Below are 14324 nucleotides of genomic sequence, written 5' to 3' on the forward strand. Positions count from 1 at the left end.
CCGCTCATTCCGCCCGGACCGTGCCGTCCGCCAGACCGTCGAAGAGCCCCTGCACCAGCTGTTCGCCGAGCCGTCCGGCGAGCCGCAGCGCGTCCTCGAACTCGGCGAGCGCGCGGAAGCGTTCGCCGTAGCGGCGCTGGTCCTCGAGCGGCAGCCGGGGCAGCTGGAGGCGGCGCACGTCGAGGCGGGTGGCGGTGGAGGCGTAGCTGGAGGCCTGCCGGTTGTTGGCGGTGCCGCGCAGGAATCCGGCCAGGAACCACGGGTCGAGGGCCGCCGGGTCGGGACGCAGCAGCTGGAGGTTGCGGCCGAGGGCCGCGCCCGCGTCGCCCGGGCCGACCACCCGGGCGACGGCGGCGGCGCCGACGACGGGGACGACGACGTCGCCCGCCTCGGTCAGGACGGGCTCGTCGGTGGAGTCGGCCAGGGTGCCGGAGGGGGCGGTGCCCCCGTACACGTCGTGTTCGGTGAGGACGGGGGCGTCCCCGGCGCCGCTGCCGGTGCCGGTGCGCAGCACCAGGGCGCCCGCGCGGGCGAGTTCGCCGATGGTGGTGCTGGGCAGCCGGGCGGGCTCGGCGGCGGGCTCGGCGGGCGGCGGGGTGAGCCGGGCGGCCCGCTGGAGGGTCTCGTCGAGGCGGGCGCGTACGGCGATCAGCGCGGCCGGGCCACCGCCCGCGTCGGCGGGGGGCAGGTGGCGGGCGGGGGTGAGGTCCACGTCGTCGTCGAGGAGTTCGATGACGGGCACGAGGCGGCTCAGCCCGGGGGTGTCCTGGCCCTCCCGCGGGCCGGTGGCGCCGTCGTACGCCGTCCAGGCGGCCAGCACGGCCTCCTGCACGGCGGGCCAGGCGGCCCGCTCGCGCCCCTCGCCGCCGCCGAGGTCCGCGGTGTCGACGAGCAGCAGCCCGGGCGGGGCCGGGGCGTGCGCGGCGGGCTTGCGCAGCACCCACAGGTGCAGGGGGATCCCGTACGGCGGCGCGGCTCCGGCCGGGAGCGCGATGACGGCCCGCAGCGCGCCCCGGCGCAGCAGGTCGGCGCGGATGCGGCGGCCGGAGCGGCGGGCGGCGACGGCGGGGGGCATCAGGAGGACGGCGGTGCCGCCCTCGCGCAGATGGGCCAGGGAGTGCTGGATCCAGGCGAGTTCGGATTCGGTGCGGGCGGGGAAGCCGTACTCCCAGCGCGGGTCGTAGGCGAGCTCCTCGTGGCCCCAGCCCCGCTCGTTGAACGGCGGGTGGCAGAGCACGGCGTCGACGGCGGGCTGCGGGAAGGCATCGGCGCGCAGGCTGTCGGCGGCGGCGGTGCGGACCTCGGCGGCGTCGTGCAGGGCGAGCCGGAGGGCGGTCAGGGCGGCGAGTTCGGGCGCGGAGTCCTGCCCGTACAGGGCGGCGGGCGCGGCGACGGCGCGCAGCAGGCTGCCGGTGCCGCAGGCGGGGTCGAGGACGCTGCGCGCGCCGGGGCCGGCCAGGGCGGCCATCAGCTCGGCGGGGCCGGGCGGGGTGAGCGTGTACTGGCGGGGGTTCGCGTCGAGGTGGCGGCCCAGCAGGAACTCGAAGGCGTTGCGGGCGCCCAGGCTCGCGGCGAGCTCGGCGGCGGCGCGCAGCAGCGGCATGGACGCGGCGGTGGTGGCCTCCGGGGCGGCGGCCAGGGCGTGGCCGGGGCCGAGGCGGGCGGTCAGCACCTGGGCGAGGACGGGGCGCAGCAGCGCGGCCGCCCGCTCGTCGGAGACGGCGCTCAACTCCAGCCAGTCGGTGGGCCGGTCGTGGACGACGAGCAGGGCGCAGCCCGCTGCGACGAGCCCGGCGACGGCTCCGGCGGGATGGGCGGACGCCTGCTGCCAGACGCGCTCGCGCAGGGGGACCTCGGCGAGCTTGCCCTGGGCGCGCAGCCAGCCCTCGACCTCGGGGAGGGCGAAGGACGGGCTGGTCTCGGTGCCGCCCACCGGCCGGGGGAAGTCGGCATGGCGGCGGCGCCAGTTGCTCACCGCGGCCCGGCCGACGCCGGCGAGGCGGGCGATCTCGGCTGCGGTCACCTCTGTGGGGTTATCCGGCATGGGCAGAGCATAGCCGTACACGGCGGATAGACCGATTCACAGCGTGTACAGACACCAGCCCAGAAACTCGGTGTTGACTCGGTTCACAGTGTCTGTTGTGATGGCTCCCGCCACGCCCCACCCTCCCCTCGCGAAGAGAGCCCCACCGTGCGCCCTGCCCGCATGACCGCCGCCGCGGTCGTCACCACCGCCGCCCTGTTCACCCTCACCGGCTGCTTCCCCTTCGGCGGCGACGACGTCGAGAGCGGCCCCTTCCCCGGCCAGACCGGGTCGAAGGTGGCGAACGCCTCCCTCGAGAGCCTGCGCGGAGCCTCCTCGCTGACCATCACCGGCACCGTCCGCGACAACGGCAAGCCGATCAAGATGGACATGGCGATCAGCAAGTCGGGGGACTGCAAGGGCTCGATGGCCGTCGAGGGCGAGGGCTCGTTCGAGCTGATCCGCAACGCCCAGTTCGTCTTCATGAAGGCCGACGCCGCCTTCTACCGGACCCAGTTGAAGGACTCCCCCAAGGACGAGGCCGACGCGGCGCTGAAGCAGCTGCCCGGCCACTGGGTGAAGACCAAGGCGTCGGCGCCCGACTCCAAGGAACTCTCGGCGTTGTGCGACCTGGACGAGCTCCTCAAGGAGTTCGACAAGAGCCAGGGGGCGCGCAAGGACGGCGTGGTGCAGGTGAACGGCCAGGACGCCCAGAAGGTGACCACCAAGACCACCGACGGGACCGAGGACCTCTACATCGCCACCAAGGGCGAGCCCTACCTCCTCAAGGCCGTCGAAACCGGCAAGGAGCCGTCCGACGTCTCCTTCTCCGGCTTCAACGTGCCGGTCCAGGCCGACTCCCCGACCAAGGACGTCATCGACACGGACAAATGACGCCCGGCCCCGCACGCCCGCCGCGCCCGGTAGCCGCCTCGCAGGGGAGGGCGGCTCCCGGGCGCGCCGGGTCCTTCCCTCGGCGCGCAGCACCGCACCGGCCGCGCTATGCCGGGACGACTCCGCCGAGGAACGCGGCCCAGGCCCGGGGGGCGACGGCCAGCTGCGGCCCGGCCGGGACCTTGGAGTCCCGGACGTGCACGGCGTCGGCGCAGTCGGCGACCTCGACGCAGTTGCCGCCTTCGCCACTGCTGTAGCTCGACTTGCGCCAGTCGAAGGCGACTTCGAGGCACTCGCCACCCTCGCCGTCGCTGTAGCTGCTCTTGAACCAGGCCAGGTCCGTGGTGTTCATACCTCTCCCAGCGTCTTCTCGATCAGAGTCAGGGACTCGTCCGGCGTGAGCGCCTGTGCCCGGATGATGCCATAGCGCTCCGCGTAGATCCGTACCCGTTCCTGGTCAGTGGTGAGGTTGGGCTGACCGTAGCTTTCGGTGTAGGCGACTTGCGCGCGCCCCTTGGGATTGAGGAGGGTGAACGATCCACCCATTGCCGCGTGTTCGCCACGATCGAACGGCATCACCTGGAGTTCGACCGTCCGGAGCCGTCCGATCGTGGCGAAGCGGCGCAACTGCTCCCTGTGGACTGCTTCCCCACCCACCGGACGCAGCAACAGACTGTGGTCGAGGACGAAGCTGAAGGTGGGAGAAGGCCACCGGTCAAAAATGAGCTGGCGGGCCAAGCGGTCAGCCACTCGCTTCTCGATCGTCGCCTCGTCCAGCAAGGGACGTCGTTTCGCGAACACAGCCCGCGCATGACTCTCGGTCTGGAGCATGCCCGGCACGCCCTGATAACCGAAGTAGTGGAGCGCATTGGCGGTGGCCTCCGCCTGGGCGTAATCCCGGAACCAGTCCGGGTGCCGGGTCCTCGCCCGCTTCAACGCCTCCCGGACGTCCGGGATCGCCGCGATCAGGATGCCCCCGGCGCCGAGCGCCCGGTCCACGTTCTCCAGGAAGTCCGGCTGCGGCGTCCGTACGCCCCGCTCGATGGAGGACACCAGGTCCTCCCCCACGTGCACGAGGGCCGCGAGTTCCTTCTGCTGGAGGCCCGCCTGCTCCCGCAGCACCTTGATGATTTTGCCGAGCGCCTTGAAGAGGTACGCCGTGCCGTCGACCTCCACGGGCCGCTCCGGCTCTTCCTCGCGCTCCGACAGGTCGTTCATCCTATGAACCGCCCTCGCCCGTACCGCACGTACACGCAACCGACCCGGCCCCTACGGGAGTTCTCCGTAGCGCCGTCGTCCCTGGAAAAGCGTACGGCGGCCCGGCCACTCTCGGTGAGGTGACGACCGAAAAGGGTGACATGGCACCAGAGTTCCGACAGCTCCTCTCCGCCACTCCGGGCGGCGCCCGGCTCGCCCGGCGCCTCGCCGGGGTGCAGCTGGCCGCCTGGGGGATCCCGCACGGCTGCGCGCTGGCCGAGGACGTGGAGCTGGTGGTCGGCGAGCTGGCCGCGAACGCCGTCCTGCACGGGCGGGTGCCGGGGCGGGACTTCGAGGTCCGGCTGGGATACGACGGCCTGCGGGTCCGCGTCGAGGTGAGCGACGCCCGCGGCGACGCGGCCCCGCCCGAGGTGCTCCCCGAGGCGGACCCCTGCTGGGCGGAGAGCGGGCGCGGGCTGGCGCTCGTACAGGCCGTGGCGCGGGAGTGGGGCGTGCGCCCGCGCGGCACGGGCGCCCCCGGCAAGACGGTGTGGGCCCGCCTGTGAATCCTCCGCTCCACGAAGGACGGACCCCCCGTCTGGACTAGGGTCGGGCTCCGCAGTCGGCAACGGGGGAGGCTTCGCATGGGCGACGGCAATGACAGCGGCAAGGTCCTGGACATCAAGACGGCCGACATCAAGTCAACGGCTCCGGTCTTCCATACGCAGGGCAAGAACCTGAGCAAGGCGCTCACGACGCTCGTCACCACCCTCGACGGACTCGGCAAGCCGTGGGGTGACGACGAGCAGGGCAAGGCGTTCGGCGACGCCTACACCCCCCAGCAGAAGTCCATCGAGAAGGCGGCCGGCACCCTCGTCCTCGGTCTGATCAGCATTCACGAGGCGATGACCGACATGGCGGACGGGCACGTCGACAACGACGAGTTGATCGCGGGGATGTTCACGAAGCTGCAGCCGAAGGTCGGCGAAGGCTACGACGGGGAGGCCAAGTGAGCATCGAGGACGAGGCCAAGGACCTCCTGCTCTCGCTGGGCCTGTGGTGGCCGGACGCCAATTCCGGCACCCTGCGGCACGCCGCCGACGCCTGGCGGACCTTCGCGGACGCCGTCGACGGTGTCCGTACGCCCGTCAACAACGCGGCCTCCTCGCTGATCGCCAACAACAAGGGTGAGGCGATCGAGGCGTTCGGGACCTTCTGGGGACGGTACGCGAAGGGCGCCGACGCGGGCTGGCTCAGCGACCTCGCCAAATCCTCCCGCGAGATGGCCGCGGCACTCGACAAGTTCGCCGGGGCCATCGACGACGCGATCAACAAGCTCTGGACGCAGATCGGCATCGACGCCGCGGTCATCGTGGGTGGCATCGCACTGGCCTTCTTCACGGCGGGCATCGCCGCCGGCGCCGCTGCCGCGGCCACCGAGGCCCTCATCGAATTCGGCGCCACGATGGGCATCGCCGTCACCACCACCGTCGCCGAGATCGCCGCGGGCACGCTGGTCGCGGCGACCTTCGGCAGCCTGGAGTCGGTGACCGTCGACCTCGCGGTCGCCCAGCCCATGAAGATCGCCACGGGCATGCAGAAGGGCTTCAGCCTGGACGAGATCAACGCCGCGGCCAGGGACGGAATGATCTACGGCGGGGTCTTCGGAGCCGCCGGCGGCGTGACGAAGGCCGGGATCGAGGGCAGCCTGTTCGCCCGGAACGACGTCCCCCTCATGCTGCGGCCGCCCTCGCTCCGCCCGAACCTGGTGGAGATCGGGCCGGCCGCCCGGACGTGCAAGGGCACCCCGTGCGTGGGGGAACCCATCGACGTGGCGACCGGCGCCATGCTGATGACGCAGACGGACCTCACGCTCCCCGCGGGCCTCCCCCTGGTCTTCGAGCGCACCCACCTGTCCTCGTACCGCGGTGGCGTGTGCTTCGGCCCCACCTGGGTCTCCACTCTGGACGAGTGCCTCCAGATCGACGGGGAAGGAGTGGTGTTCGCCGCTTCGGACGGCATGCGCCTCGTCTACCCCGTGCCACGGCCCGGCGAGCCCGTCCTGCCGGTGAAGGGCGCCCGCTGGCCGCTCGAATGGGACGGCGAGCCCGACGGCGTCATGACCGTCACCGACCCGGACTCCGGTGTCGTGCGCACCTTCAGCACCCCTCTCCCCTCCGGCACCTTCGGTGTCCTCCACCTCCCCCTGGACAGCTGGCACGACCGCAACGGTGCCCGCGTCGACATCGAGCGCACGTCCGACGGCATCCCCACCGCGATCCGCCACTCCGGCGGCTACTACCTCGCCGTCGACACCCGGGGGCCGCGCATCACCGCCCTGCGCCTGCTGGACCGGGCCCCGTCGCGGTACGAGCCGTCGCAGCCCGATGACACCGGTGGCGGAACGGCTCTCATGCGGTACGGCTACGACGAGGCGGGCAACCTCACCGAGGTCGTCAACTCCACCGGGAAGCCGCTGCGTTTCACGTACGACGCCGAAGGGCGGGTCACCTCGTGGACCGACCGCAACGGCACCTCGTTCGCCTACTTCTACGACGCCCGCGGCCGGGTCGAGCGCACCGAGGGCAGCGACGGCTTCCTCTCCGGGGCGCTCACCTACGACGGCCCGGCGCGCACCACCACGTACACGGACTCCCTCGGCCGCCGCTCCACGCACCGGTACGACTCCGCGGGCATGGTCATCGAGGAGACCGACGCCCTCGGCCACACCACCCGAACGCAGTGGGAACCGAGGGGCGACAAGCGCCTCTCGGTCACGGACCCGATGGGGCGCACGAAGCGGTACGCCTATGACGAGAGCGGCAACCTCGCCGTCGTCACCCTGGCGGACGGGTCCGCCGCCCGGGCCACGTACAACGCGCTCGGCCGGCCGACCGAGGTCGTCGAACCCGGTGGGTCCACGTGGCGGCACACCTACGACGAGAACGGCAACCGCCTCACCACGACCGATCCGCTCGGCGCCGTGACGCGCCGCACCTACGACGCGAGAGGCCACCTGGCGACCGTCACCGACGCCCTGGGCCACACCCGCACGGTGACGTCGGACGCGGCCGGACTGCCCGTCGCCGTCACCGACGAACTCGGGCACACCACGGTGGCGCGCCGGGACGCCTTCGGCCGCGTCGTCGAGGTGGTCGACCCGCTGGGCGGGACCAGCCGGATGGCCTGGACAACCGAGGGCAAGCCGGCGCGGCGCGCGTACCCGGACGGCAGCCAGGAGTCCTGGACCTGGGACGGCGAGGGGAACCTCCTCACCCACACCGACCGGGCGGGGAACGTCACCCGCAACACCGCCACTCACTTCGACGTCCCGGCCGGCCGCACGGACCCGGACGGCGCGGAGTACACCTTCGCCTACGACACCGAACTCCGCCTGACCGAAGTATCCAACCCGCAGGGTCTGACCTGGTCGTACACCTACGACGAGGCAGGCCGGCTGACCGCCGAGACCGACTTCAACGGCCGGACGCAGACGTACGCGCACGACGCGTCGGGCGCCCTGACGTCCCGCACGAACGGCGCGGGCGAAACGCTGCGCTTCACCCGGGACGCGCTCGGCCGCGTCATCGAACAGCGCACCGACACGGGTCTCACCACCACGTACGCCTACGGCACGACGGGTCATCTGATCCACACGGCCAACGCGGACGCGGAGGTGTCGATCGAGCGGGACGCCCTCGGACGCACGCTCAAGGAAACGGTCAACGGGCGCACGACCGCCTACACCTACGACGTGCTCGGCCGCGTCCTGCGGCGCACCACGCCCTCCGGTCTGAGCTCCGACTGGAGCTACGACGAGACCGGCCGCCCGGTCGGACTCAGCACCGAAGCGGGCTCGTTGGACTTCACCTACGACGCCCGCGGACGCGAGACCGGGCGTCACCTCGGCGACGGCGTCACGCTCACCCAGGGCTGGGACACCGCCGACCGCCTCGTCGAGCAGAGCGTTCTGGGCCGCGCGGACGGGACCGACCGCCTCGTCCAGCACCGCGACTACGCCTACCGCGAGGACGGGTACCTCACCGAGATCCGCGAACTGACCTCGGGGACCCGCCGGTTCGACCTCGACGCGATGGGCCGCGTCACGGGCGTGCGCGCCCACGGGTGGACGGAGACGTACGCCTATGACGCGTCGGGCAACCTCACCCACGCCGCCGCTCCCGCCCACGAGGCCGTCGGCGCGCGCGAGTTCAGCGGCACCCTGATCCGCACGGCCGGCCGTACGACCTACGAACACGACGCCCAGGGCCGCCTGACCCGCAAGTCCCGCAAGCTCCTCAACGGTCAGCGGCAGACATGGACGTACACCTGGAACGCGGAGGACCGCCTGACCGAGGCGGTGACACCGGCCGGCGAGCGCTGGCAGTACGCCTATGACCCGCTGGGCCGCCGGATGTCCAAGCAACGCCTGACGGACGACGGATCGAGCGCCGACCGCACGGACTTCACCTGGGACGACACCCGTCTGGCCGAACGGCAGACGTCCCACGGCCGCGCCACCACCTGGGACTACGCTCCGGGCACCCATCGCCCCCTCACCCAGACCGACCACAAGCCGCTGGTCCGCGCGGCGGGCGTGTCGCTCCTGGACGCACTGGCCCAGGACACCTCGGGCGACTTCAGCACCCGCATGTGCGCCGTCATCACGGACGCGGTCGGCACGCCGACCGAACTGGTCGCCCCCGACGGCGAACTCCTCTGGCAGCGCCGCACCACCCTGTGGGGCACCGACTTCCCCGCGCCCACGGACGATGCGTCCGTGGACTGCCCGCTCCGCTTCCCCGGCCAGTACGCGGACACCGAAACGGGCCTGCACTACAACCACTTCCGCTATTACGACCCGGAGGCCGCCCGGTACATCAGCGCGGATCCCCTGGGTCTGGAGCCCGCCCCCAATCCGAACGCCTACGTCCGGCATCCCGGCACGTGGTCGGATCCCCTGGGTCTGGCGGGCTGCGAACTGCAGGACATGGGCGGTGGCTGGTACCGCTCGCCGGAGGGCCTCGACTACGGACCCGGCTCCGCCGAGGGGCACCGCATCACCCACGTGATGCAGCACACCCAGGAGAATCCCGCGAAGCCCAACCACGGGGTGTTCGACACGGGCAGCAAGGGCGTGCTCGAAACGGTCGACGAGGCGTGGAGCCGGCGGGCCCTGGCCGTCTCGGTGAACCAACAGGGTGCACGCACCACCTATATCATTCCGATGGAACACCAAGTCGGATTCAACCCCGGCGAGAACTACATTTCAATCACGGTCGAACACGGCAATGAAGTGATCACCGCTTTCCCGAGGAGCTGGAATTGATGGAGAAGGTGGCGTGCGTCCACTGCGGCCAGGACTGGGTGCGGCGCTACAAGCGCAAGGATTCCGGCCAGGTGTTCTTCATGTGCCCGGAATGCGAATCCGTCTGGCTGGACGAAGAGGACGTGCACGACGAGACGGATCTGTACCTGAGCGAATTCCTCCTCACGGGAGATTCCGCGAAGGACTGGGAATCGATTATTCCGTTTCCCGAACCCGCACCGGGCGTCAGCGGAGCGTAAGCGAAACGTCAGCGGGTCGTCCTAGCGTCGGCGCCTCGGAGTCCCCGAGGAACTGGAGAACAGGCATGAGTCCCACCCGTCGTGACGTCTTGAAATGGGGAGCCGGTGCCGGTGCGGCCGCGGCCGTCTCGCTGGGCCTGCCGGGCACGGCCCAGGCCGCCGGCTACTACGCACCCGACTGGATGGGCAAACTGTCCCCCTACACGCCCCTCATCCGCATGACGATCCCCGGAACGCACGACTCGTGGTGCACCGACCCCGCCAACGGCACCAAATGGGCCCAGACCCAGAACTGGGGCGTTCCCGAGCAGCTGGAGCGCGGGATCCGCTTCCTCGACATCCGGCTGAACGGGCTCCAGGGCGCGCCGAACGAATTCGGCCTCTACCACGGCTCCGCCTACCAGGGGCACCGCTTCCAGGACGTCCTGGAGGCCTGCCGCAAACACTTCAAGAAGTACCCGGGCGAAACCGTCATCATGCGGGTGAAGAACGAGAACTCGGGCGGGCAGGCCCTCTCGGACGAAGAGTTCCGGCGCCGCTTCAATTACTACCTGGACAACATGGGCTACCGGAGTCTGGTGTGGACCGCACCGTTCTGGCCCGCGCTGGGCGAGGTGCGCGGCAAGGTCATCATCGCGGCGGACTTCGCGAACGACTGGGGCATCCTCACCTGGGACAGCAACAAGGCCTTCAACATCCAGGACGACTGGAACACCACCAACTTCACGAAGTCCGCCACCATCGTCAAGCAGTTCGACAATGCCTGGCGGCACCAGGAGTCCTCCCAGGTGTTCGTGAACTTCACGAGCTACTCCGGCGGGAACTGGCCCCAGCAGAACGCGCAGCTGACGCTCCCGGACGTGCTCAAGTACCTGGACGCCCGGAAGACCGAGAAGATCCATCTCGGCATCGTGCCGATGGACTTCCCGGACTTCTACCCGGACATCGTGTACCTCCTGATCCAGAAGAACTTCCTCTAGACCGTCCCCCGCGGCGTCAGGATCCGAGGATCGTGGTGAGGAACTCCCCCGTCCAGGCGAGGAGTTCCCGCCCGACCAGCGGCTTGCCGCCGACCCGGGCGGTCTTCGGGCGCGGCACCAGCACCTGCGAGGCGGCCGGCTTGAGGACCGTCCCCGGGTAGAGCCGCTTGAGCCGCAGCTCCTGCGATTCGCGCAGCTCCACCGGGCCGAAGCGGATGTTGGTGCCCGCCAGGGTGATGTCGCCGACCCCGCAGGCGCGCGCCAGCATCCGCAGGCCCGCCACGAGCAGCAGGTTCTCCACGGGCTCGGGCAGCTTGCCGTAGCGGTCGGTCAGTTCCTCGCGGACGGCCTTGACGTCCGCTTCCGAGGAGGCGGCCGCGATCGAGCGGTAGGCCTGGAGGCGCAGGCCCTCGCCCGGCGCGTAGTCGTGCGGGACGTGCGCGTCGACCGGAAGCTCGATCTTGACGTCCAGCGGCGCCTCTTCCTGCTCGCCGCCCTCGACGGCGGAGCGGTAGTCCGCGACCGCCTCGCCGACCATGCGGATGTAGAGGTCGAAGCCGACGCCCGCGATGTGACCGGACTGCTCGCCGCCGAGCAGATTGCCCGCGCCGCGGATCTCCAGGTCCTTCATGGCGACGTACATGCCCGCGCCCATCTCGGTGTGCTGGGCGATCGTCGCGAGCCGCTCGTGCGCGGTCTCGGTCAGCGGCTTCTCCGGCGGGTAGAGGAAGTAGGCGTAGCCGCGCTCGCGGCCGCGGCCCACGCGGCCGCGCAGCTGGTGCAGCTGCGAGAGGCCGAAGTTGTCGCCGCGCTCCACGATCAGGGTGTTGGCGTTGGAGATGTCGATGCCGGACTCGACGATCGTCGTGGAGACCAGGACGTCGAACTTCTTCTCCCAGAAGTCGACGACGACCTGCTCCAGCTGGCTCTCGCCCATCTGCCCGTGCGCGGTCGCGATCCGCGCCTCGGGCACGATCTCGCGCAGCTTGGCGGCGGCCCGGTCGATGGACTCGACCCGGTTGTGGATGTAGAAGACCTGGCCCTCGCGCAGCAGTTCGCGGCGGATCGCGGCCCCGATCTGCTTCGTCTCGTACGGTCCGACGAAGGTCAGCACCGGGTGCCGCTCCTCCGGCGGGGTGGTGATCGTCGACATCTCGCGGATGCCGGTGACCGCCATCTCCAGGGTGCGCGGGATCGGGGTCGCGGACATGGTCAGGACGTCGACGTTCGCGCGGAGCTTCTTGAGCTGCTCCTTGTGCTCGACGCCGAAGCGCTGCTCCTCGTCGACGATGACCAGGCCCAGGTCCTTGAACTTGGTCTCCTGCGAGAAGAGGCGGTGGGTACCGATGACGATGTCCACCGAGCCTTCCTTGAGGCCCTCCAGGGTGGCCTTCGCCTCGGTGTCCGTCTGGAACCGGGACAGCGCCCGCACCTTGACGGGGAACTGGGAGTACCGCTCGGAGAAGGTGCCGAAGTGCTGCTGCACGAGGAGCGTGGTCGGGACGAGGACGGCGACCTGCTTCCCGTCCTGGACGGCCTTGAAGGCGGCGCGCACGGCGATCTCGGTCTTGCCGTAGCCGACGTCGCCGCAGATCAGCCGGTCCATCGGGACCGACTTCTCCATGTCCTCCTTGACCTCGGCGATCGTGGTCAGCTGGTCGGGCGTCTCCGCGTACGGGAAGGCGTCCTCCAGCTCGCGCTGCCAGGGGGTGTCCGGGCCGAAGGTGTGGCCGGGGGCCGCCATGCGCGCGCTGTAGAGCTTGATCAGGTCGGCGGCGATCTCCTTGACGGCCTTCTTGGCCTTCGCCTTGGTCTTGGTCCAGTCGGCGCCGCCGAGCCGGTGCAGGGTCGGGGCCTCGCCGCCGACGTACTTGGTGACCTGCTCCAACTGGTCGGTGGGGATGTAGAGGCGGTCGCCGGGCTGGCCGCGCTTGGCGGGGGCGTACTCGACCAGGAGGTACTCGCGGGTGGCGCCCTGGACGGTGCGCTGGACCATCTCGACGTAGCGGCCGACGCCGTGCTGCTCGTGCACGATGTAGTCGCCGGCCTGGAGGGTCAGCGGGTCGATGGTCTTGCGGCGCCGGGTCGGCATCCGGCCGAGGTCCTTGGTGGCCGTGCGCTGCCCGGTCAGGTCGGTCTCGGTGAGGACGGCGATCTTGAGGCCGGGGTCGATGAAGCCGTTGTCCAGGGAGCCGCAGGCGACATGGACCAGGGAGGGCTCCAGCTTCGCGAGGTCCGCTTCCAGGCGGGCCGGGATGCCCTCGCCGCCGAGCACCTCGACGGTGCGGGCGGCCGGGCCGTGGCCCTCGGTGACGTAGACGGTGTGCCAGCCGTCGGCGATCCAGCCCTTGGTGTCGGCGAGCGCGCGGGCGGTGTCGCCGCGGTAGGCCTCGGGGGCGTGCATGCCGAGGGTGAGCGTGTCCTCGCCGCCCGCCGCGCCAGCGGCATCTGTCAGCGTGGCGTCGGCCGCGAAGGGGGAGACGGACCACCACATGGTGCCCAGCTCGCGGGCCCGGTCGCGGACGTCGGCGATCCCCCACAGGGAGGCCGCGTTCAGGTCGATCGGGGCTTCCCCGCCGCCCGCGGTGGCCGCCCAGGAGGCCTGGAGGAACTCCTGGCTGGTGGCGACCAGGTCGGCGGCCCGGGTGCGGACCCGCTCGGGGTCGCAGACGACGGCCATCGCCCCGGCGGGCAGCACGTCCAGCAGCAGTTCCATGTCGTCGACCAGGACCGGGGCGAGGGATTCCATGCCCTCGACGGCGATCCCCTCGGCGATCTTGTGCAGCAGCTCGCCCAGCTCGGGGTGCTCCTCCGCCAGCGCGGCGGCCCGCTCGCGCACCTCGTCGGTCAGCAGCAGCTCGCGGCACGGCGGGGCCCACAGCCCGTGCTCGGCGATCTCCAGGGACCGCTGGTCGGCGACCTTGAAGTAACGGATCTCCTCGACCTCGTCGCCCCAGAACTCCACGCGCAGCGGGTGTTCCTCGGTGGGCGGGAAGACATCGAGGATGCCGCCGCGCACGGCGAACTCGCCGCGCTTCTCCACCAGCTCCACCCGGGCGTAGGCGGCCGCGGCGAGCGCTTCGGTGATCTCGCCCAGATCGGCGCTCTCGCCGCCGCGCAGGGCCACCGGGACCAGGTCTCCCAGGCCCTTGACCTGCGGCTGGAGCACGGAGCGGATGGGTGCGACGACGATGGAGACGGGACCGGCGGCCGGGTCGTCCTTGCTGGGGTGGGCGAGCCGGCGCAGCACGGCGAGACGGCGGCCGACGGTGTCGCTGCGGGGCGAGAGGCGCTCGTGCGGCAGGGTCTCCCAGGACGGGAAGTCCACGACGGTGCTCGCCTGCTCGGGCGGCATCAGCGAGCGCAGCGCGGCGGCCAGGTCCTCGGCCTCCCGCCCGGTCGCGGTCACCGCGAGGACGGTCCGCTCGGTCCGCCGGGCCAGCGCCGCGATGGCGAAGGGCCGGGCGGCGGCCGGGCCGACGAGGTCCACGTGCATCCGGTTCCCGTCCGTGGCCGCCTTGACCGCCTCGGTGAGCGCGGGATCCCGGGTGACGGCGTCGAGCAGTCCGTACAGGCTCATGAAGGCGGCTTTCCGTCCGGTGAAGCGGTGAAAGGGGCGAAACGGGGGCGGTGCGGGGGCGAAGCGGGGGCAACGCGAAGGG

10 protein-coding genes are annotated in these 14324 nt (G+C 71.3%); 6 read left to right on the forward strand and 4 right to left on the reverse strand.

From position 1 onward, the window contains the following. Positions 1–4 precede the first annotated feature (4 nt). Positions 5–2044 (reverse strand): N-6 DNA methylase, encoded by a 2040-nt coding sequence (locus tag ABT084_RS29690; protein WP_351050307.1) that lies wholly within the window; start codon positions 2042–2044, stop codon positions 5–7. Between the two features lie 162 nt (positions 2045–2206). On the opposite strand from ABT084_RS29690, the gene ABT084_RS29695 reads away from it, so the two are divergent. After that, the gene (locus ABT084_RS29695; protein WP_351050309.1) at positions 2207–2917 is read left to right on the forward strand and encodes a hypothetical protein; all 711 of its coding nucleotides are present in this window, start codon (positions 2207–2209) and stop codon (positions 2915–2917) included. Positions 2918–3023: 106 nt separating this feature from the next. Here the strand turns inward: ABT084_RS29695 and ABT084_RS29700 are convergent, their stop codons facing one another. Then, the gene (locus ABT084_RS29700; RefSeq protein ID WP_351050311.1) at positions 3024–3269 is read right to left on the reverse strand and encodes a DUF397 domain-containing protein; all 246 of its coding nucleotides are present in this window, start codon (positions 3267–3269) and stop codon (positions 3024–3026) included. Further along, the gene (locus tag ABT084_RS29705; RefSeq protein WP_351050313.1) at positions 3266–4135 is read right to left on the reverse strand and encodes a helix-turn-helix domain-containing protein; all 870 of its coding nucleotides are present in this window, start codon (positions 4133–4135) and stop codon (positions 3266–3268) included. The genes ABT084_RS29700 and ABT084_RS29705 overlap by 4 nt, the downstream gene beginning before the upstream one ends. A 119-nt stretch (positions 4136–4254) precedes the next feature. On the opposite strand from ABT084_RS29705, the gene ABT084_RS29710 reads away from it, so the two are divergent. The 5 genes from ABT084_RS29710 to ABT084_RS29730 all read left to right on the forward strand — a co-directional run bounded on the left by ABT084_RS29710 (position 4255) and on the right by ABT084_RS29730 (position 10662). Beyond that, entirely contained in the window at positions 4255–4680 is a 426-nt protein-coding gene (locus tag ABT084_RS29710; protein ID WP_351050315.1) for an ATP-binding protein, read from the forward strand. Positions 4681–4758: 78 nt separating this feature from the next. After that, on the forward strand, positions 4759–5127 hold the full coding sequence (locus ABT084_RS29715; RefSeq protein WP_351050317.1) for a hypothetical protein: 369 nt from the start codon (positions 4759–4761) through the stop codon (positions 5125–5127). Continuing rightward, on the forward strand, positions 5124–9443 hold the full coding sequence (locus tag ABT084_RS29720) for a DUF6531 domain-containing protein (RefSeq protein WP_351050320.1): 4320 nt from the start codon (positions 5124–5126) through the stop codon (positions 9441–9443). Before ABT084_RS29715 ends, ABT084_RS29720 begins: the two co-directional genes overlap by 4 nt. Then, positions 9443–9682 (forward strand): hypothetical protein, encoded by a 240-nt coding sequence (locus tag ABT084_RS29725; RefSeq protein ID WP_351050323.1) that lies wholly within the window; start codon positions 9443–9445, stop codon positions 9680–9682. The genes ABT084_RS29720 and ABT084_RS29725 overlap by 1 nt, the downstream gene beginning before the upstream one ends. Positions 9683–9747: 65 nt before the next feature. Further along, positions 9748–10662, forward strand: coding sequence for a phosphatidylinositol-specific phospholipase C (locus ABT084_RS29730; RefSeq protein WP_351050326.1), 915 nt, complete (start codon positions 9748–9750; stop codon positions 10660–10662). Positions 10663–10678: 16 nt separating this feature from the next. Here the strand turns inward: ABT084_RS29730 and mfd are convergent, their stop codons facing one another. Then, positions 10679–14242 (reverse strand): transcription-repair coupling factor, encoded by a 3564-nt coding sequence (gene mfd / locus ABT084_RS29735; RefSeq protein ID WP_351050329.1) that lies wholly within the window; start codon positions 14240–14242, stop codon positions 10679–10681. Positions 14243–14324: the final 82 nt, after the last annotated feature.

Origin of the sequence: Streptomyces sp. NPDC002138 (assembly GCF_040296485.1) — a bacterium.
Taxonomy (GTDB): Bacteria; Actinomycetota; Actinomycetes; order Streptomycetales; family Streptomycetaceae; genus Streptomyces.